Source organism: Salinimicrobium profundisediminis (assembly GCF_026241755.1).
In the GTDB taxonomy this organism is placed as follows: domain Bacteria; phylum Bacteroidota; class Bacteroidia; order Flavobacteriales; family Flavobacteriaceae; genus Salinimicrobium; species Salinimicrobium profundisediminis.
In genome coordinates this window covers 1-20,278 of the sequence record NZ_JAPJDA010000020.1, presented here as the reverse complement: position 1 = coordinate 20,278, position 20,278 = coordinate 1, and the positions used below count along the sequence as shown (strand labels likewise).

Annotated in this window: 18 protein-coding genes; 9 read left to right on the top strand and 9 right to left on the bottom strand. The window is 39.5% G+C overall.

Features of this window, described 5'->3' with window-relative positions:
* Positions 1-56: 56 nt before the first annotated feature.
* From OQ279_RS12625 to OQ279_RS12600, 6 genes are all read right to left on the bottom strand, one after another.
* Positions 57-566: an IS1096 element passenger TnpR family protein gene (locus OQ279_RS12625; RefSeq protein WP_266070294.1), complete on the bottom strand. Its 510-nt coding sequence runs from the start codon at positions 564-566 to the stop codon at positions 57-59.
* A 50-nt stretch (positions 567-616) separates the two neighbouring features.
* Positions 617-1,630 carry a COX15/CtaA family protein gene (locus tag OQ279_RS12620; protein WP_266070293.1) on the bottom strand — a complete coding sequence of 338 codons (1,014 nt, stop codon included), beginning with the start codon at positions 1,628-1,630 and terminating at the stop codon, positions 617-619.
* A gap of 28 nt (positions 1,631-1,658) precedes the next feature.
* Positions 1,659-3,083 carry a CCA tRNA nucleotidyltransferase gene (locus OQ279_RS12615; protein WP_266070363.1) on the bottom strand — a complete coding sequence of 475 codons (1,425 nt, stop codon included), beginning with the start codon at positions 3,081-3,083 and terminating at the stop codon, positions 1,659-1,661.
* A gap of 77 nt (positions 3,084-3,160) precedes the next feature.
* Positions 3,161-3,535 carry a GxxExxY protein gene (locus tag OQ279_RS12610; RefSeq protein ID WP_266070292.1) on the bottom strand — a complete coding sequence of 125 codons (375 nt, stop codon included), beginning with the start codon at positions 3,533-3,535 and terminating at the stop codon, positions 3,161-3,163.
* Positions 3,536-3,606: 71 nt separating this feature from the next.
* Complete coding sequence (locus OQ279_RS12605; RefSeq protein WP_266070290.1) at positions 3,607-4,176, bottom strand: L-threonylcarbamoyladenylate synthase; 570 nt, start codon at positions 4,174-4,176, stop codon at positions 3,607-3,609.
* Positions 4,160-5,275 (bottom strand): glycosyltransferase family 4 protein, encoded by a 1,116-nt coding sequence (locus OQ279_RS12600; protein ID WP_266070289.1) that lies wholly within the window; start codon positions 5,273-5,275, stop codon positions 4,160-4,162. The genes OQ279_RS12605 and OQ279_RS12600 overlap by 17 nt, the downstream gene beginning before the upstream one ends.
* Positions 5,276-5,466: 191 nt before the next feature.
* Here OQ279_RS12600 and OQ279_RS12595 point away from each other — a divergent pair, with 191 nt between their 5' ends.
* Complete coding sequence (locus OQ279_RS12595; protein WP_266070288.1) at positions 5,467-6,225, top strand: lipopolysaccharide kinase InaA family protein; 759 nt, start codon at positions 5,467-5,469, stop codon at positions 6,223-6,225.
* Between the two features lie 89 nt (positions 6,226-6,314).
* Here OQ279_RS12595 and OQ279_RS12590 read toward each other — a convergent pair whose 3' ends face one another.
* The 3 genes from OQ279_RS12590 to OQ279_RS12580 all read right to left on the bottom strand — a co-directional run bounded on the left by OQ279_RS12590 (position 6,315) and on the right by OQ279_RS12580 (position 11,869).
* Complete coding sequence (locus OQ279_RS12590) at positions 6,315-7,004, bottom strand: glycoside hydrolase family 20 zincin-like fold domain-containing protein (protein ID WP_266070286.1); 690 nt, start codon at positions 7,002-7,004, stop codon at positions 6,315-6,317.
* 141 nt (positions 7,005-7,145) lie between these two features.
* On the bottom strand, positions 7,146-8,852 hold the full coding sequence (locus tag OQ279_RS12585) for a RagB/SusD family nutrient uptake outer membrane protein (protein WP_266070285.1): 1,707 nt from the start codon (positions 8,850-8,852) through the stop codon (positions 7,146-7,148).
* An 11-nt stretch (positions 8,853-8,863) separates the two neighbouring features.
* Positions 8,864-11,869: a SusC/RagA family TonB-linked outer membrane protein gene (locus OQ279_RS12580; RefSeq protein ID WP_266070284.1), complete on the bottom strand. Its 3,006-nt coding sequence runs from the start codon at positions 11,867-11,869 to the stop codon at positions 8,864-8,866.
* Between the two features lie 421 nt (positions 11,870-12,290).
* On the opposite strand from OQ279_RS12580, the gene OQ279_RS12575 reads away from it, so the two are divergent.
* The 8 genes from OQ279_RS12575 to OQ279_RS12540 all read left to right on the top strand — a co-directional run.
* Positions 12,291-13,421, top strand: coding sequence for an SIS domain-containing protein (locus tag OQ279_RS12575; RefSeq protein ID WP_266070283.1), 1,131 nt, complete (start codon positions 12,291-12,293; stop codon positions 13,419-13,421).
* Positions 13,418-14,344, top strand: a complete 927-nt coding sequence (locus OQ279_RS12570) for a 1-phosphofructokinase family hexose kinase (protein ID WP_266070282.1) — start codon at positions 13,418-13,420, stop codon at positions 14,342-14,344. Before OQ279_RS12575 ends, OQ279_RS12570 begins: the two co-directional genes overlap by 4 nt.
* Positions 14,334-15,278 (top strand): carbohydrate kinase family protein, encoded by a 945-nt coding sequence (locus OQ279_RS12565; RefSeq protein ID WP_266070281.1) that lies wholly within the window; start codon positions 14,334-14,336, stop codon positions 15,276-15,278. Before OQ279_RS12570 ends, OQ279_RS12565 begins: the two co-directional genes overlap by 11 nt.
* Before the next feature lie 2 nt (positions 15,279-15,280).
* Positions 15,281-16,102 carry a class II fructose-bisphosphate aldolase gene (locus OQ279_RS12560; RefSeq protein WP_266070280.1) on the top strand — a complete coding sequence of 274 codons (822 nt, stop codon included), beginning with the start codon at positions 15,281-15,283 and terminating at the stop codon, positions 16,100-16,102.
* Between the two features lie 104 nt (positions 16,103-16,206).
* The gene (locus OQ279_RS12555; RefSeq protein ID WP_266070279.1) at positions 16,207-17,199 is read left to right on the top strand and encodes an amidohydrolase family protein; all 993 of its coding nucleotides are present in this window, start codon (positions 16,207-16,209) and stop codon (positions 17,197-17,199) included.
* Between the two features lie 175 nt (positions 17,200-17,374).
* On the top strand, positions 17,375-18,136 hold the full coding sequence (gene agaR, locus OQ279_RS12550; protein WP_266070277.1) for a transcriptional repressor AgaR: 762 nt from the start codon (positions 17,375-17,377) through the stop codon (positions 18,134-18,136).
* A gap of 51 nt (positions 18,137-18,187) precedes the next feature.
* The gene (locus tag OQ279_RS12545) at positions 18,188-18,733 is read left to right on the top strand and encodes a hypothetical protein (RefSeq protein WP_266070275.1); all 546 of its coding nucleotides are present in this window, start codon (positions 18,188-18,190) and stop codon (positions 18,731-18,733) included.
* Positions 18,720-20,278 (top strand): glycoside hydrolase 5 family protein (locus OQ279_RS12540; RefSeq protein WP_266070274.1); only part of this gene is annotated, 1,559 nt, incomplete at its 3' end. The genes OQ279_RS12545 and OQ279_RS12540, both read left to right, overlap by 14 nt.

Below are 20,278 nucleotides of genomic sequence, written 5' to 3'. Positions count from 1 at the left end.
GAAAAGTGCGGTTAAATTACCGGATTAATAAAAGCTGAAAAATAGGAAAATCTGGACTAGTTCCAGTTTTCGTCAAAAGAAAGATCGTCGTAGTCGTCTACGTCAAAATCGTCATCATAGTCGAGACCAAGGTCGTCATCTTCGGCCTGGAAATCTTTCTCGGGTGCGCTCACCGGGAGCTGCCCGTGAACAAAAAGCAGGTTTGGATAATCCATTTGTGGGTCGGGTTCTGCGATCTCGGCTAGCTCTACAAGAAAAGTCCACATGCTAAGAAAATCGTAGACATAGATGAGTTTGGTCTGTTGTTCAGAAACCACATCATCAAGGGTAGTCTCATTCATAACCCTTACAGAACCTGTACCTTCGGTCACATCAAACTGGGAAATCTCTTCGCCCTGGTTCCAATCATCATCACTAATGTAGAAAGAAGCCATCTCGGTGCCATCAAACCCGAAGGATTGTAAAATGGTATTATGTAAATCTTCAAGCGTATTGTCGGCCATAATTTCTATGTCACGAAATACGTCTTCTTCGGCATCGAGGATAATTCTAAATCTATACAGCATAATTCAAAAAATTGGATTGCAAAGATACATTTTTAGATGACAAATTTCAGCTAGCGACTAAATCTATGCAAGGTAAAAGTCATAGCCGTTAGCAGGAAAAATGCTCCTACCTGGTGGGCTACACCCAGCCATAAAGGCACGGCATATATCAAAGTGAGTACCCCCAGCAGGAATTGCAGAAAGACAAGGCCTACCAGCCAGTTGATCCCTTTTTGCTGCGGAAGGGTAAGCTGTAAATTTCTTGATTTATACCATATGAAGAGAATAATGGCTACCACGCCGTACGCCAGATAGCGATGTACAAACTGAACGCCACTTTTACCTTCAATGAAATTACGCCACAAGGGTTTTTGCTCTATGTAAACGGTCTCATGTATCCATTCGCCACCGGTCATTTTTGGCCAGAAATTGTGGATCCATCCGGCGTCGAGGCCGGCTACAAATGCGCCCCAGATGATCTGTAAAAGCAGGACGACCATTCCCACCCAAACCAGGTTCCTGAAGCTTTTGTTGATGTCTTTTTTCTTAGGATAAACCAAATCCATAGCCACCCAAAAGCAGTAGGCAAAAGTGAGGAATGCCGTGGTTAAATGGGCAGCAAGCCTGTAATGACTCACGGCCGGCATATCTACCAGGCCGCTCTTAACCATATACCAGCCTAAAAATCCCTGGAAACCACCTAAAAAGAGCAGTACGAGAGATTTGTAAATAGTGGGTTTTGTAAGTTGTTTGGTGATAAGAAAATAGAGGAAAGGGATAATGAAAACCACTCCTATTAAGCGCCCAATAAGCCTGTGGAGCCATTCCCAGAAGTAAATGCCTTTAAAATCTTCGAGAGTGAAATGGTAATGCAGTTTCTGGTATTCGGGAAACTGTTGGTAGAATTCAAATTCCTCAACCCATTGCTCTTCTGTAAGAGGCGGGATAGTGCCGGTAATGAGTTTATAATCGGATATTGATAACCCGGAGTTGGTAAGGCGGGTGATTCCACCAACCACTACCATTACAAAAATTAAGAAACAGCCGGTGTACAGCCAGTAAACTACTTTTTTATTGTCTTTCATGGGGATAAATGTGAAGGTAAAGCATGTCTTATTTTGGAGATAAACCTATTTCCTTTCCTTTTTGAAGCATATAAGCTTTTGCAGCGTCATAATCGTTGGGGATCACCCCTTCTAAAATGGCTTCTTTAATGGCATCTTTGATGATCCCAATCTCGCGTGATGGTTTCAAACTAAAAGTATCCATGATCTCTTCTCCCGAAACCGGCGGCTGGAAGTTACGTACATGGTCGCGTTCTTCAACTTCTTTAATTTTTTGCCTTACAAGCTTAAAGTTGTTGTGGTACTTTCTGTACCGTCTCGGGTTCTTTGTGGTAATATCGGCTTCACAAAGCGTCATCAGGTCTTCAATGTCTTCACCGGCATCAAAGATGAGTCGGCGTACAGCCGAATCGGTCACATCTTGTGACAACACGATAGGGCGGGAGCTCATGTACACCATTTTTTGTACAAACTTCATCTTTTCGTTGAGGGGCATGCGCAGTCGCTTGAAGAGCTTAAACACCATTTTTGAGCCCACAAATTCATGACCGTGGAAGGTCCAGCCCAGTTTTTCATCAAACTTCTTGGTGGGAGCTTTCCCAATGTCATGTAGTAATGCAGCCCAACGCAACCAGAGGTCATCTGTGTTTTCTGAAATATTATCTACAACTTCAAGCGTGTGCCAAAAATTGTCTTTGTGGCGCTGCCCTTCAATTTCATCAATCCCTTCCAAAGCCGTGAGTTCAGGAAGAATAATGGGTAATAGCCCGGTTTTATGAAGTAAGCCAAATCCTACTGAAGGTTTCGGGGAAAGCAGGATCTTGTGAAGTTCATCTACAATCCTTTCCCTCGAAATGATCTTGAGTCGCCCCCTGTTTCGAATAATTGCCTGTAGCGACTCCTTTTCAATCCTGAATTGCAATTGAGAAGCAAAACGCACTGCCCTTAACATTCTGAGAGGATCATCAGAATAGGTGATATCGGGATCTAACGGCGTGCGAATAACGCCTGAACTTAGGTCCTGAAGCCCATTAAATGGGTCCAGCAGGTTTCCGTAAGTGTCTTCATTAAGGCTAAGCGCCAGGGCGTTGATGGTGAAATCCCTGCGGTTCTGGTCATCTTCAAGACTTCCGCTTTTAACGTCGGGATTTCTGCTTTCTTCGGAATAACTTTCCTTGCGGGCGCCTACAAATTCTACTTCCATGTCATAAGCCCTGAGCATGGCAGTTCCGTAGTTTTTAAAGATTTGTACTTTAGGCTTATGCGGAAGCAACTCAGAAACTTTCTGCGCCAGTTCAATTCCGCTGCCCACAGCTACTATATCAATATCTTTGTGCTCGCCACGTTGCAGGATATAATCCCTTACAAAGCCGCCTATAACGTAACTTTCCAGCTCCAGCTCTGTGGTTGCAAGAGAAATTACTTTGAAAATATTATTGGTTAGGGCCTGTTTATAGTTGTTCACTTTTTTTATTCTTTTTTCTGCTATGAATCTCAAATGGGCTCATTAAAAATGCTACTTTTTTTTTGCCACGAATTCACGAATAATCTTTATAAAACAATTCGTCGATGATCCAGCAGGTCTTTATGAAAATTAGCCAATATTGCTAATTGGCAATTAGACACTTTTAGGTAATTTATGCATTGAGAAATAAATTTATCATTGATATCCTCTACTGCCTTTATTTCCAGAATTATTTTATCCTGTATTACAAAATCAGCATAAAATTTATGTGACAGAACAATGTCTTTATAAGATACAGAATATTTTTTTTCGCGAGTGAATGGAATTTTTCTGTTTTTAAGTTCATATTCCAGCGCATCCTTGTATACTATTTCTGAAAACCCGCTACCTAAATTATTATATACCTCAAAAAGGGCGCCTACAATGGCATAACTCTCATTTTTGTATATAATATCGGTCATAAATTTAAAGATTCGTACTACTTGAGTAAGAGCCAGGAAATATTCGTGTATTCGTGGCTCCTTTGGTTTTATTATTTTCTAATCACCTTTACTTTCCCGTCATTACTCAGCTTGATTATAGCTGAAGGTTTAGGGGTTTTAATTGCCTGCTGTAAATTTACCACGTAGTCTACGCCATCTATAATCTCCTTGCTTATTTCGCTAAAAGAATTTGGAGTGGGTTGGCCGCTTAGGTTTGCAGAAGTAGATACCAGGGGTCGCTTAAGTTTTCTTATAAGCTGCTCGCAAAATTTGTCTTTGGTCACCCGTATACCCAGCGTATTGTCTTCTCCTACCAGGTTTTCGGCCACTCTTATAGGTTTGTCGTAAATTATAGTGGTGGGTTTGGCAGCATATTTCAGAATGTCGTAAGCCACTTCGGGTACTTCTTCAATAAACTGGTTGAGCATTTTAAAATCAGAAACCAAACAGATCAATGCCTTTTCCTCACTTCTTCTTTTAAGGGCAAAGATCTTGTCTATAGCCTCAGGATTGGTGGCATCACAGCCAATTCCCCACACCGTATCGGTAGGATATAGAATTATTCCGCCTCTTTTAAGGACGTTAAAAGCATTGTTGAGTTCTTCAGTGTAATCTCCCATTTAGTGCGTTTTTATATGCTTCCAGGGTCTTCCCGGCCATAATCTGACTGGTGAAGGATTCAAATAGTTTGTTCCTGGATATTTTTGCAAAGTTCGGGATTACCTGCGGATTTTCAAGTAAAAACAGCAGGTTTTCGCCCAGCCCTTTAAAGTCATAAGGATCGCTCAATAGGCCGTTGATTTTATCTTCAATAACTTCGGGGATTCCGCCTACATTGGTGCTTACTACAGGAACTTTGTAATAAAAAGATTCGTAGATCACCTGGGGGATGCCCTCACTTTTGGAAGTGTGGAGCAGCATGTCAAACTGTGGTATAAAAGCTGAAGCATTCGGAATATAACCTGAAAAAAACAGATGGTTATCGAGATTGCATTCCTGCACAAGGTCTTTTAGAGCAGGGGTTAGCTCGCTGAAGTTACCCACCTGAAAAAAGTAGAGGTCCTTCAGGTTCTTCTTGTTTACGAGAAAATCTGCGGTGCGAACAAAAGACTCAAGGTTCTTTGCATCAATATGATTCCCAATGTTGCCAATAATTTTTGAATGCTCCGGAAGCTTATATTCGCTACCTATCCAAAAAGGGCATTTTTGATCTTTATTTTTCAGGCTTGTGCCGTGATAAATTACTTCAAACCTGTCAGGATCACTCAGAGTCTCCAAGCTCACGCGTTTTGTTTCTTCTGAAACACATAAAATGCGTTTAATCTTGGGGTAATTGTATTTAAAAAGGGTTTGGCGGCGTGCCCTGATGGGGAAACTGGTCTTTTTACTGAAAATAAAGGGAGGCAGGTCAAAAAAATGATCGGCTAATACGGCCAGTGATAGTGCATTGGGATCATGAATATGGATGAGGTCAATTTTTTCCCTTTTTGAGACCTGAATGATTTTTTTGACATACCTGAAGTCGAAACTCGTAAAAACGGGAGCAGTATAATGCCTTAATTCTAGATTTTTAAGGCTTTGCTCAAAAAGGCTTCCTTTTCTGCACAGTATAATATTGGATACTTCCGGATGGTGTTCAGACATCTCCAGGGACAAGTTTTCAATATGTTTTTCACCGCCGCCCCAATTTCTTACTGCCGATAAATGAAGGATATTCATATATTTTTTCTGTATAGGTCTTTTCAAAGCCTGGTATTGCGAATTTATAATAAATCTATTCAAGGCAGGCAGGGAAGAATCTGGAAACAGGTATTTCTAAGGATGCTGTGGAGGTGATGAGGCTTATAAATTCTGAAGTTTAAAGTTAATGCAAACTCAAATAGCTAACTTTGCAAAAAGGTTGAGAAAATATGAAGGTAGTTGTAAGTGCAGCATATTCATCTTATAAAAAAGAGATTATTAATGCTTTAAATAATTTTGAAAAGGAAGGTCGAAAAATCGGTCCGGGAAAAAGAAATGTTTTAAAAGCAGTAGTCATAAAGAAGAAAGAGCTTAACATTAAAGCTTTTAAGATCCCTAACGTTGTAAATAAAATTGCTTACAGGTTTTTTAGAAAATCAAAAGCCGAAAGATCTTTTATATATGCCAGTGAACTTTTAAAAAGAGGAATTAATACTCCGGCTCCTGTGGCTTATGCTGAAGAAACTACTTCTTTTTCTTTTTTAAAAAGTTATTATGTTAGCGAACAGCTGGAGTACGATTTAACTTTTAGGGATATTGACCTCGACAAAAAGGGGCATGAAGAAATTCTACGCGCCTTTACCAGATTTACTTTCAAATTGCATGAAGAAGGGATTGAATTCCTGGATCATTCCCCCGGTAATACGCTTATTCAAATTAACGAAAACGACTACAAATTTTATCTCGTGGATCTTAACAGGATGAATTTTAAATCGCTTAATTTCAATGAACGAATGAAGAATTTTGAACGTCTTACTCCAAACAAAAAACAGGTGGAAGTAATGGCGGATGAGTATGCTAAATTAATCAATAGGCCGAAAAACGAAGTTTTTGAAAAGATGTGGTCTTTAGTAGACACGTTCTTTAAGAACCGTGGGAAGAAAAGGAAATTAAAAAAGCAATTAAAGAAGTCGGTAGGAATTAAATAGATCAAAAGGAGTTTTAACCTTTTATATGCTTCAGAAAAAAGTTCAAAACTACCTTAGAAGACTATAAAGGGATTAAGCAAAAGTGATTTTTAAAGTATCTTCCCAGCTATAATAGCCATCTTTTGCTGTGAGTTCGGGATATTTTTCGCTTTCCAGGCGGTATAAACTGTAACCTCCCCAGGAATTATCACTAAGATGTAATGAACTTCATTCATCTTTACCCAGGCCATAATCCTTATAAAATTCTTCAATTCATCTACAGTAAAAAACTTTCGGGCCATATCAATCATTAGTATGGGTTTTTCGTACTGTGGGGAGTCGATAATTGTGCAGGCTGAAAGTTTACCATTTTGGTTAGCCTGAGAGAATAACTGCAGCAATGTTCTGGTAGCGTGAACCAGGCCAGTGTATGAGTCGGCTTTTATAGCGGTATTCATACCCAGTTCTATCTGGTAGGCATCCTCTTGAGCTTTAATGTTTAAATACGCTGTGTCAAATTCCAGGTTGAGAACAGAATCTCCCGGAGCATCAACAAGCGGAATCTCAAGATCTATCAGTTCAAGTTTAAATCTATGTAACAGTAGTTGTTCTTTATTATTAATATCAGAAGGGAATTTTACATGTATTGCTTTAAAATGTATTTGACTTCCCGTGGGATTCCACTGTTGGGGTGCAGGGACGATATTTATGGAATGTTGGGCAAGAGCACAGAAGTGGACTAATGCAACAATAAAGATTAGAGTTAATTTTTCATGAAAATTGGGAGAGGGGTTATACAATTAGCTACAGCCTAATACAGGATATGAGCAACAGAAACAAAAATATAGTAAAAGCCCTGCTGAAATTTCAGCAGGGCTTTTACAGTAGAGGGTAATTATAATTAGGGAAGTCTTATGCCTATTATTTTAGAAATTCAGTAATTATTGAGTGGGGTTCTGAGTTAAAGTTCCGGGGTATGAATTGATTGCATCTTGTGGAATGAAGAATATCACTCTATAATCAGTGGCTGAAATATCCTCACGCTGGTTGTGGGGACCTGGATACTCCCGTTTTAGAGTTTTCCCATTCCTAAAAACATCGTAACTTCGTTCTGCCTGGAAAGCAAGTTCCAATTGGCGCTCCTTATCAATTAATGTGCTGGCGTTTGTATCGCTTATTTCATTATATCCTCCGTTTACAATAGAACGTTCTCTAACAGTATTTAAATCTGCCAAAGCAGCACCATAATTTCCTAATTTCGCATAGGCTTCTGCTCTATTGAGATAGATCTCTCCTAAACGGCTTATAACAGGGGAGTGCAAATGCGATTCCTCTCCTTCAAGTGAGGCTTTGGTAATGTAAAATTGAGGGTAAACCCGGTTGAGTGTTATATAGTTGTCTATAACTCCCGTATAAGATTTATTTCCATATTGAATAGAATAAATACCCTGTTCACTGTCAATGGGAGTGAGTGAATAATCGTTAGAGCCTTCTGTTGCAGTAAGGTTACCGCCGTTTCGGGTAATCTCTGCCTGTACATAATTTAAAACTTCGCCATCTTCCTTAATAAAACGAAAAACTTCGGTGTATTCTCCTGTCTCAGCATTTGTTGCATAAGTAGGGCGGATGAAAGCTGCACGTGCATCTTTCATGTGATAGCTTTCAGGACGCCAGTCATTTCGTCCTGTTTCACTTAATAATTCGAGGTGTCTGGCACTGGCATACATTTCTCCCCAGCCCATTCCGCCTATATTGGCATACATTCCCCCTACACCATAATAGTGATCATAACCCGAGAATTCTGAAGCTACACGTTTAATTGCAAATATTGTTTCTGGATTGTTTTCAGGAATATAGGTGTTATATTTCATGAACTGTTCTCTTGGCAATAGAGAAAACTTGCCAGAATTGATCACTTTGTCAGAGTACTCTATTGATAGTTGAGCGAATTCTGTGTTTGGAGATTCATAAGTACCGCTCATGTACAAATATATACGCGATAACATGGCTTGAGCTGCTTCTTTTGTAGCATAGATTGGTTCTTTATCTAGAGTTAAAAGTTCCTCTGCTTTTTTCAGGTCTTTAATGGCTTGCAGGTAGCTCTCTGCTACTGTAGCGCGATCGGGTAATTCGAGGTTGATAACATCTTCAGGAGTGCCATTAACAATAGGAACTCCCAGGTTTGTTTCTGGATTTTGATAGTATGGACGGCCAAAAGCCCGGGTAAGATAAAAATACATCATTCCACGAATGTAGTATGCCTCACCTATACTGTTGTCTATTTCTGTACTCTGCCCCTCGTCAATCATAGCTATGACATTAGAAGCTTGAGCAATAGCTTTGTAACCAGAATCCCAGAACTGGGTGAGTCTATAGTTGTTGGGAGTGCGGGCATAGGAGATAAATTCATAAAAAGCATCTGTAGATGATCCACGTATCATCATATTGTCTCCTGCATATTCTCCCATCCTGTGCATGGGATCCGACCATGCTTTTAACTGTGCATAGGTTCCATTTAGCAATGCCTCAAGCGCAGCATCAGGATCATCTACAATTGTTCCAGAATCCATACTACCATGAGGTAAGCGGTCAATTTCACAGGCTAGAAATAATATTGCGGCCAAGAAAGTTGTAAATATTTTTTTCATGATATTCCTATTTAAAATGATACGTTAAGTCCAAACATATATTTACGAGTGGAGGGATATACACCTGGACCAGTTGATCCCATAATAGCTCCTCCGCTACCTGCTGGGATTTCAGGATCTACTCCGGAGTAATCTGTAATTACAAATAGATTCTCTCCAGATAAAGAAATACGCAAATTGTCTATTGATAATTTGCTGGTAGGAACATTATATCCTAGTGTTAGAGACCGTAGCTTCAAAAAATCTCCATCTTCTAAAAAACGTGTAGAAGGTGCATTTGCTTTGTCTTGATTATTATATCTAGCAATGGGATGTGTGGCTATATCACCTGGTTTTTCCCAACGACTCCAACCTGGTCTTAATTTCATTTGATTTCTGTCTGTGTATGTGCCGTCGGAATCATATTCTTGTCGGGAATAGTTATAGATTTTACCTCCTATGGCAAACCCGAACATGGCGCTAAGGTCAAACTGTTTATAATTTATAGCAGTTGAAAAACCACCGAAAAGATCAGGAGATACCTTTCCTGTTTTTTCAAAAGTAGCTTCTGAATAATTGCTTGTAGTAGTTCTGGACAGTTCGTTCCCTTCACCATCTCTCTCCACCTTATACCACAGTGGTAATCCATTTTCCGAATTTACACCTGCCCATTCCTTGAGGTAATAAGTGTCAACAGGGCGACCTGGTTCCAGCATGCGTTGTGCAGAACCTGCAATGCCCAGTCCATCACTTATAATTATAGGCCTAACAATGTAATTTCCGTCAGAATCTTTTGTTTTGTACAATTTGGTTAATTCATTGGTATTATGACCTAGGTTGATATCTAAACTCCAGATTAAATCTTCATTGTTTATGAGATCTCCTCCAAGACCAATTTCAAATCCTTTGTTTTGCATTTCCCCAATGTTTTGCCAAATACTGGTAACACCTGTCAAACCAGTAATTGGAACCCGGTAGAGAATATTTTCTGTATTTTTAATGTAATAATCAAAAGTAAATCTTAAACGATTTTTAAATGCACGTGCGTCTAATCCGATACCGCTTGTATAGGTTTTTTCCCAAGTGAGGTCATTATTCCCTATTTGGCTAATAAGAGCTCCGGATTGTTCATTATAACTAGCACCACTAGAAACGGAATATAAATCGTACTGGGGGTAAAGAGATGTGGGTCTATTCCCTACTGAACCGTAAGCTGCTCGTAATTTTAAAGCGTCTATCTGCTGTACCCGAAACCATTTTTCAGTATGAATATTCCATCCACCACTGACTGAAAAGAAATTCCCGTATTTAGCATTCTCACCAAAATTAGAAGCGCCATCTCTTCGAAAAGAAATTTGAGCTAAATATTTACGGTCATAAGCATAATTAGAATTAAAAAGAACTGATTGTACAGCCCATTCACTTACACCTCCTTTAGTACGTTCAGGTTTGGCCACGACATCCAAAACCTCAAAGCCTGGAATAAAACCTGTACCGTAGGCATCGAGAGATGCTCCTAAATAATCATTAAATTCATAAGCTATTAAGCCCTGTAGATCATGCTTATTCCATTTTTGATCAAATCTTAAAATTTGATTAGTATATCGGCGGGTACTTTCTGATCGGTAATCTGTTATTCTTCCATCTACACTTTCACCACCATTTGATCGGGGGTCGGTATAACCATTAGCCTTATAATGAATGTAACGATAGCTGTTGACAGAAGAAAAAGTTAACCAATTGGTCAATTTGATGTCAAAATCCATATTTCCCATGAACTGGTAGTTTTTATTTGACGAGTGATTCCATTGGAGATCATATAAATAATTTGTGCTCGCACTATTCACCCAATTGCTGGAACGGTGAGATACAAGGTTTGCCTCATCATCATAAGGACTATCCCACGGCAGGTTTGAGTACATAGCTGTTGTCGAGTATTGACGATCCTCGACATCACGCAAGGAACCGGTTAAAGATGGTTTGATGGTTAACCATTCAGTAGGTCTGTACTCAGTATTTAATCTGAAGTTGTAACGTGTGTAATCGTATCCTTTGACTGCTCCTTGTTCATCGTATAAACCTAAGGACAAATAAGAACGAAGAGTCTCGCTCCCTCCTTGAACAGAGACATTAATATCCTGCGTAAAACTATTTCTTGTTGCCAAATTCCACCAGTCAAAGTTACTATTTCGCAAATCAGCATTCCAACGGGGAAACGAAATTTGGTCAGAATTAGAAAATGAGGCATAATAGTCATAGAGCTCTGTCCCATTCATCATTTCTAAATTTCCATTGGTTAATTCATTAAAGCCTATGTTGGATGACAGACTTACTTTTGTCTCTCCCATTTTAGCCCTTTTGGTTGTTACTACAATCACACCATTGGCTCCTTGTGACCCATATATGGCTGTAGAGGCTGCATCCTTGAGAATTGTTATAGATTCAATGTCGTCTGGATCCATTTCTCCTGCATCAGATCCAATTATTACACCGTCTACTACCCAAAGAGGGCTGGTCGTTCCGCTTAAAGTAGCCTGTCCACGAATTACCACACCTCCTCTTGAGCCTGGTTGCCCAGACCCTGGAGCCACATAGACCCCCGGGGCTTTTCCATTAAGCATATTTTCAACAGAAGGGGATGTAATATCTCTCAATTCTGTGCCTCCAACAGTTTCTAAAGCTCCAGTAAGACTTTCTCTTTTCTGGGTGCCATAACCCACTACTACAACTTCATCTAAAGCAGCAGCACCTTGCTGGAGCGCGATATCGATTTCGCTCCTGTTGTTAATATTAATTTCCTGAGTGGTGTAGCCTAAGTATGAAATAACTAAAGTTGCGTTGGCGGGAGCCTCAAGTACAAAATTCCCGTCAAAATCGGTCATGGTGCCATTAGTAGTACCTTTTTCAATGATGTTGACACCTGGAATAGGGATTCCTGTATCATTGTCTACGACTTTTCCGCTTACTTCTACTGTAGTTTGTCCCAACATAATGATGGAGAAGAGTAGAAAATAAGTGGTTAATACGATTTGTTTCATAAGTCTGTTAGAGTTGTTTTTTGGTTAGTTTTAAGAAGTTGAACAGAAATTAAACAGTAATCGAAAGAATTTATTCTTCGATAACTTCTGCTAAGTTATGTTTTTGCGTATTAATTCCAAACAAAATATTAATAATTATTTATGGAATTATGAGTGTTTTACTGTTTATGGATGTATTTTCTGTAATGAATGCCTTATAATATAAGGGTTTCGCCTCTATTCTGAATAAATTTTAAAAATTGTAAAATTGGAGGTGTATATAAATTAATTTAAATGCGGAAGTATTAATTAGCTAAATAATAGGCAAACGAATATTTTTAATTTCCGAAATATTTCATTTCTTTTGTAAAGACAAATTTTTTGTAGTTTTACTTGAACAGTTAAATTGTCAACTTTATCACCCATCTTAAAAATAAAATTTGTGAATATATACACGCAACAGGAGATTACAGGGCAGCCCGAAATATGGCGGTTAACCTTTGAGTTGATTCGGCAGAGATCGAAGGAAATAAATGAATATTTACAGCCTATTTTGGCAAAAAAGGAATTGCAGATCCTTCTGGCTGGTGCCGGGTCTTCTGCTTTTATAGGCGAGGCAGCCCAGGGTATTATTCAAAAACAAACAAATCGTGATACAAGAGCTATAGCTACGACCGATGTTGTGACTCATCCTGAAAATTTCTTGTGTGTAAATCGTCCTACTTTGCTAGTGTCTTTTGCCCGTTCTGGGAATAGTCCAGAAAGTTTGGAAACGCTGAAGTTAGTCAATCAGTTCTGTGAGGAGGCTTATCATTTGGTGATTACTTGTAATAAAGATGGTGACTTGGCTCAGTACGCTTTGGCTCATCCAAAAACAGCCTTTGCTTTTTTATTGCCTGAAGGTGCCAATGATAAGAGTCTGGCTATGACTGGAAGTTTTTCTTCTATGTTGCTTAGTGTTTTATTGATCTTTAGTAAAGAAAATGTAGAAGAAAAGAAAGGCGAAATAGCCTCTCTTGTGCGACAGGCTCAAAATATACTTGCGAAAAAGAAAGATTTAAAAGAAATAGCTACAGCAAAATACGAGCGGGTAGTTTTTTTAGGATCTGGACCTTTATTAGGAATTGCGCGCGAATGTGCTCTTAAACTTCAGGAGCTTTCTGATGGGATAGTTATTTGCAAACACGATTCTTTTCTTGGATTTAGACATGGCCCCAGGGCGGTTACCAACGAAAAAACTTTGATGGTTTACTTATTCTCATCAAACGACCACGCATATCAATATGAATTAGATCTTGCTAAATCTATAGCCGGCGATGAGCGAAATATAGCTTGTGTTACTATAGGTAGGGAGCAGGAGGTTGAATTAAATCCGCTTCTTAATATCGATCTTAATTTTGAAAAAGGAAAAGAACTTTATATAGTAACAGTGGCCCTGGTTGGGCAGTTGTTAGGATTATACACCTCCCTGGAGCTTGGCCTGGACCCCGATAATCCCTCAAAATCTGGTGCCATAAGCAGGGTCGTAGAGGGTGTGGTGATTTATGACTATCCAAATAGTACAAAAGCATGATCTTAAGTGTTTGTCCAAATCCTTCTGTAGACACTTATGCATGGATCGACACCTTTAAAGCAGGTGGGGTAAATCGCATAGAGCGGGTGGAGGAATTTCCGGGAGGCAAGGGAGTGCACGTGGCCCTTGCCCTTGCCGAGTTAGGTAATACATCAAGCCTAATAGGTGCATGGGCAGGAGGTGCAGGTAATTGGATTAAAGACCAATGTGCGCAGAAGAATGTAGCTGCTTTAGGCATTGAGCTGGAAGGTAACAATAGAAAGTGTTACACGTTTCGGTCGGGTAAAAGTGAGATAAATAATTCTGAACTGCTTGAACCTGGACCTGAATTCACCTCTCAAAAATGGCATTTTTTTAAAGAGTTTTTCCAGGATGCAATTGGTAATACCAGGATAATTTGCATGGCGGGTTCCTGGCCTGAAAATGCCCCCGTAGATGCTTATGCGCAGCTTATTGAAGCAGCAAATAAACAAAATGTTCCCGTGATACTTGATTGTACTGGGATTCAACTGAAGGAGGCACTTAAAAAAGGGTTTTTTGGGCTTCATTTAAACCAGGAGGAAGCCAAAAATTTATGCGGGAGTGAGGATATCCAAGATGTAATGAAATTTCTGAGTGGTAAGGTAGAGATGGTGGCTTTAACCAGGGGAAAAGACGGGCTGGTGCTTGCATATCAAAACAGGGTTCTATCGGCAAATGTAAAAATAGACAAAGTGGTAAGCACGGTAGGCAGTGGCGATTGTCTTACAGCCGGACTGGCACATGTCATTTCCAGGAATTTAAGTATCGAAGAAACAGCTGCATATGGAGTAGCATGTGGCGCTGCAAATTGCCTTTTTGAAGACCTGGGCCAGTTAAGAATAAATGATGTAAAAAGTCTTTTGCAAAGAGTTGATATAAAGGAAATAATACATGAGGCGTAAAAAATTATTGGTGGTAGGGGAGTTGAATATTGATTTGATCTTAAACAACATCAACGGATTTCCCAAAATAGGCGATGAAATTGTTGCTGAAGAAATGGATTTTACACTTGGTAGTTCTTCAGCTATAATGGCTTCCAATGTGGCAACTATGGGGACTCTCACTTCTTTCTGCGGAAAAATTGGAGCAGACAGGTTTGGAGAATTTGTGCTTACTGAACTTCAGAAGAAGAATGTAGATACCGGCTATATTAGGAAATCTGATACCCACAAAACCGGAATTACCATAGTTATGAACTACGACCAGGACAGGGCAAATGTAACTTATTGTGGGGCGATGGAAGATTTTACAATTAGTGACATTCCGTGGGGGGCATTAGATGAATTCGATCACTTTCACCTTTCCAATTTTTACCTTCAGAAAGGTATTAAACCAGATATTTTAGAAATTTTCAAAAAAGCTAAAGCCGCCGGGCTTACTACATCTCTTGACTTGCAGGTAGACCCCGAAGATAAATGGGATTTTGACTATAAAAAAGTCCTGCCCTATGTAGATATCTTTTTTCCAAACCAGTCTGAATTGCTCAATCTTACCAAAAAAGACAACCTGGAGGAGGCAATTTTAGCCTTAAAACCTGAAGTAAATACTGTAGCTATTAAAATGGGGACTGAAGGATCACTTTTGATCTCTGGAAACGAGCGAATAATTGAACCTCCCTTTATCAATCGGTATTTTAAAGACGCCATAGGTGCAGGTGATTCTTTCAATGCCGGGTTCATTCATGAATATCTCAAAGGCTCTTCCTGGAAAGCCTGTTTAAAAAATGGCAACCTTATGGGGTCTTTAAATACAACCTGTGCAGGAGGTACCACGGCATTTACTACCGCTTCAGAAATAGCATTAAAAAAACAACAAATCGAGAATAAAGAACTTTAAGTATGAACCTAAAGGAAAAATTACAGGAATTTACCACTCAAAAAAGAGGTTTACTGGCTACCAATTTTTACAATCTTGAAACGCTGCACGGGGTGCTGCAGGCCGCTGCAAATGTTGGGGAGCCAATAATACTTCAGCTTACCCAAAGCTCTATAGATTATATGGGTTTAGATACTGCCGTGAAACTTGGTAGGGCGGGCTTGAAGCAATTTGGCGTTGAAGGTTGGATTCACCTTGACCATGGTGGTTCTGTAGCGCTGGTGCAACGTTGCCTTGATGCAGGTTTTGATTCTGTAATGATAGACGGAAGCGAACTTCCATTTGAAGAAAATATAAAAATTACTCGTGAAGTTGTTGAAAAGGCTAAAAGTTACGGGGCACATGTAGAGGCAGAGCTCGGTTTTGTTGCCAAGCTTGGCCAGGAACACGGGCAACAGGGCTTTACCCAACCCGGGGAAGCAAAAGAATTTGTAGAAGCTACCGGTGTCGATGCTCTTGCTATTGCTATTGGGACTGCCCACGGGTTTTATAAAGAAGAACCTAATTTAGATATTGAGTTACTCTCAAAAATATCAAAAAGTACTGCGGCTACACTAGTGTTACATGGTAGTTCTGGTGTGCCACATCAACAGGTGCAGGAAGCTATTTCTAACGGAATTTGTAAGATCAACCTGGCCACCGAGATCAAGAATATATTTATGAATACTTTAAAAGAAAGATTAGCTACCAATGAAGAAATTGATCTTAGAAAATTATTTCCTATAGCAACACAGGCTATAACTCAATTAGTTTCTGAAAAACTGGAAATGGTAAAGAACGTTTAAGCCCTACTTCAGAAGATAAGAAAAGATGTGTCAAAATCAAAACCTGAATTAACCGATGGCTTAACGTGAAGAGAATCCTTAAGTGATCAGTAAAAAATATCATTATGTTAGACAATTTTATAGATGCTCATGTTCATTTAAATACACGTTCTACTGCTAAGCTCGATACAGCAAAAAAATGGAATGCAAGGTTCTTATCTATTAATACTGATATTCCGTTTTTTGAAAGTATAGAGGAGCAGGAGGCAGTTATTCACGATCTTCAAAAAGAATATCCGCAGGGAATAAAATTCATCACAAGTTTTGATACAAAATTCTGGAATACTGAAGACTGGTTGCCTCATGCCATGCAGCAAATAAAGATTGGTTTGGCTAATGGTGCTGCAGGTGTGAAAATTTGGAAGAACATCGGGATGGATAAGTCGGTGAAAGATAAGGATGGGAAATTTGTTATGGTTGATGATAAAAGATTTGATCCCATTTACGAATATCTTGCTAAAAATGACATTTTGCTTATTGGGCATCAGGGAGAACCCCGTAATTGCTGGTTGCCCTTAGAAGAAATGACGGTTAACAGTGACCGCGATTATTTTGCCGGTCATCCCGAATATCATATGTTTAAGAATCCCGACTATCCTTCCTATCAGGCACAAATGCAGGCAAGGGATAATGTGTTGATCAAGCACCCCGATTTAAAATATGTGGGATTACACCTTTTTAGCATGGAATATAGCCTTGACGAAGTTGCCAAAAGGCTTGAAAAATTCCCTAATTCTAAGACCGATTTAGCCGAACGTATTTGTCATGTACAATTACAGGCTATGGAAGATCATGAAAAAGTGAGAGAATTTTTCATCAAATATCAGGACCGGATAATATATGGTACAGATGTTATTGAAGATGGTTCTATGACTGATGAAGAAGTTAAAAATAGGTTTGAAGGATTGTGGCAGGCCCACTGGGACTTTTTTGCCACTTCTAAAGAGCTCACTGCGCCCGAATTCGACGGAAGTTTTAAAGGTCTTGCGTTACCACCTGAAGTTCTGGAAAAGATTTTTCGTGATAATGCCATCAAAACTTACGGTTTTCTTACATAAGAAAGAGAGGATTAATTTTATCTTTTAAAAAAAATCAGCAAAATTTAAATAAAGTTGTTCGAAAGAAGAACTTTATTTACTAGATTGACAGTAAATTACCGAAACTTAAAATTAGTGTAGGAATTTATTATTTTTGCAAAATCCTTTCGTTCTTAAAGAATCAATCGTAAAAGTTATGAATAAAACAGCGTATCGCAGATCTCTTATTTTAGAAAAGCTAGATGATGCAGGCCAGGTGAATGTTACCGAATTAAGTCAGTTGCTCAACGTGAGTGAAGTTACTATTCGCAATGATCTTGATAAGCTAGAAAAAAATAAACTCTTAATAAGAGCTCATGGCGGTGCTTTTAAAGCAAATAATATTGCTTTAAATGTTTCGGAAAAGAAAAAAATAAACCTCGATTACAAACGTCTTATCGGGAAAAAAGCAGTGAGTCTCATCAATGAAGACGAGAGTATAATTTTAGATTCGGGAACTACAACTTTCGAATTGTCAACAAACCTGAAAGATTTTAAGAACCTCACTGTAATTAGCAATGCCCTTGACATTGTAAATAATTTATCCCAATACAAGAATCTGGAGGTCTTTATGCCTGGCGGCTATTTAAAAGAATTCAGCATGTCTTTAGTGGGGCCCATGGCCGAGCGAAACTTCAGGCAGTTATATTGTAATAAACTCTTTCTTGGAGTAGATGGCATAAAGGAAAATTCAGGAATTTACACACATTATATGGAGGAAGCCTATCTCAACCAAATCATGATTGAGGTGGCCGAAGAAGTGATTGTAGTGGCCGATTCTTCTAAGTTTAAAAAATCTGGACTTGCATTTATTTGTGGCTTCGATAAAATAGATAAAATAGTGACCGATGCAGGGATTGAACCCGAAATGGAGGAAGCCTTAAAAAAGAAAAATATTGAAGTAATTAAGGCGCAGTAAACCCTAGGGCGCTTTAATTTTCTTATTTTTACAGGAGCCTAACAAGTCGTAATGTTTTATTTGGCCAATTACTGGCAGCCCAATTTTACTATAGATATTACCTTCTACAGCAATACTAAAGAAGTGCCCTTTTATCTTACAGCAAATCGGGTAGAGAAAAAGAAACCGGAAACCCCTTCATTTTCAAATGAAATGTACCATCCATTTGGTGCTTTTTTTATTACTGAATTGTTTCAGAGGAAATTGAAAGCCTTTGAGTTGATTGGTGCAAAAAAAGTTGCGGCCCGGCTGACTCTAACTTTGGCAGAGGTGTCAAAAATGGCATTTTCAGCAGGTGTTTCAGCAAAAGATATCGCCCCAAAAACTTCAGGTGTAGTTTCCATATCTTCCAAACTTTTACATGAAAAAAGGAAATTGGTAAACAATAGTCCTTTGCCGGTAGCCTATGAGCTAACTTCCGCAGAAAACAACAAAATTATTGATGAAGATTCCGTTTATGTCAAAGCTGGAATTTTCACCAGGTTATTACACAGCAACAATTTTACAACTTCTGGCCACTTCAAGCATTTTGAAATAAACAATCATGAAGAATTTTAGATTTAAAATTTTCCTGGCCCTGAGTATCGCAGTTGCGAATCCGGTTGTGGCGCAGGCTGTCAAAAATGGCAAAAAAGCAGATGTTTTTGTAGATGATAGCGGCGTGATGCGCTGGGGGCATAATAAAGAGGAGGTGAAAGGTTTTGGGGTGAATTATTCTGTGCCTTTTGCCCATGCTTTTCGGTCTGGTAAGAAGATGGGAGTGGATCTTAAAAAGGAGATGCAAAATGATGTTTACCATTTTTCCAGATTGGGTTTTGACCTGTACCGTATTCACATCTGGGACACCGAAATAAGTGATGTAGAGGGAAATCTTCTCAAAAACGAGCATCTTGACCATTTTGATTTCCTTATAAACGAACTTAAGCAACGCCGAATCAATTTCGTACTCACGCCCATTGCCTATTGGGGCGGTGGCTGGCCGGAACCTGATACAGAAACTCCCGGTTTTTCTCATAAATACGGAAAAGAGGGCAGCCTCACTCATCCCGATGCCATTAAAGCCCAGGAGAATTACCTGGCCCAGTTCCTTGAGCACGTGAACCCTTACACGGATATTGCTTATAAAGACGAGCCCAATGTGATTGCTTTTGAAGTCAGTAATGAGCCGCACCACCGGGAGAGTCCGGAGAAAGTGCAGGAATTTATTGAAAGGATGATCGCCTCCATGAAATCTACCGGCACAAAAAAGCCTATTTTCTATAACGTGACCCATAGCATCCAGTTGGCCGAAACTTACGCAAAAGCCGGGATAGACGGCGGGACTTTCCAGTGGTATCCCACCGGTTTAGGCTTTGGAAAAGAACTGGAGGGCAATCTCCTGCCCAACGTGAATAATTATGAGATTCCGTTTGATGAGGTTTGGGAGGAACACGGACTGGCAAAACTGGTCTATGAGTTTGATGCGGCCGATGTGATGAAATCTTATATGTATTCGGCTATGGCACGTAGCATCAGGCAGGCCGGCATACAGATTGGCACTCATTTCGCTTACGATCCCACCTTCATGGCGCCCTATAACACCGAATACGACACGCATTACATGAACCTCGCTTACACACCTTCAAAAGCCCTGGCGTTGATGATTAGCGGTGAGATTTTTCATGAGTTGCCAATGAATGAAGATCTGGGCAAATATCCTGCTAATCTTAACTTCGGAAATTTCAGGATTAGCTATGAAAAGGATCTTGCTGAAATGAATTCTGATGAAAAATTTATTTATACCAATACCACCGAAAGTCAGCCGAAAAATCTCAAAAAACTGAAGCAAATAGCAGGAGTTGGAAGTTCTCCTGTAGTAAAATATGAGGGCAAAGGAGCTTATTTTCTTGATAAGCTCGAAAAAGGCGTGTGGAGGCTTGAGCTAATGCCCGATGCTATTGTGGTTAAAAATCCCTTCGGAAATAACAGCCTGGACAAAACCCTGGCAGTTATAAATCATGCGGAATGGGAGATGAAGGTCACACTTCCCGACCTTGGAGCTGATTTTTTGATTACCGGACTTAATTCCGGAAATGAAGTTTCTGAAAATGCTACTGAAAACGG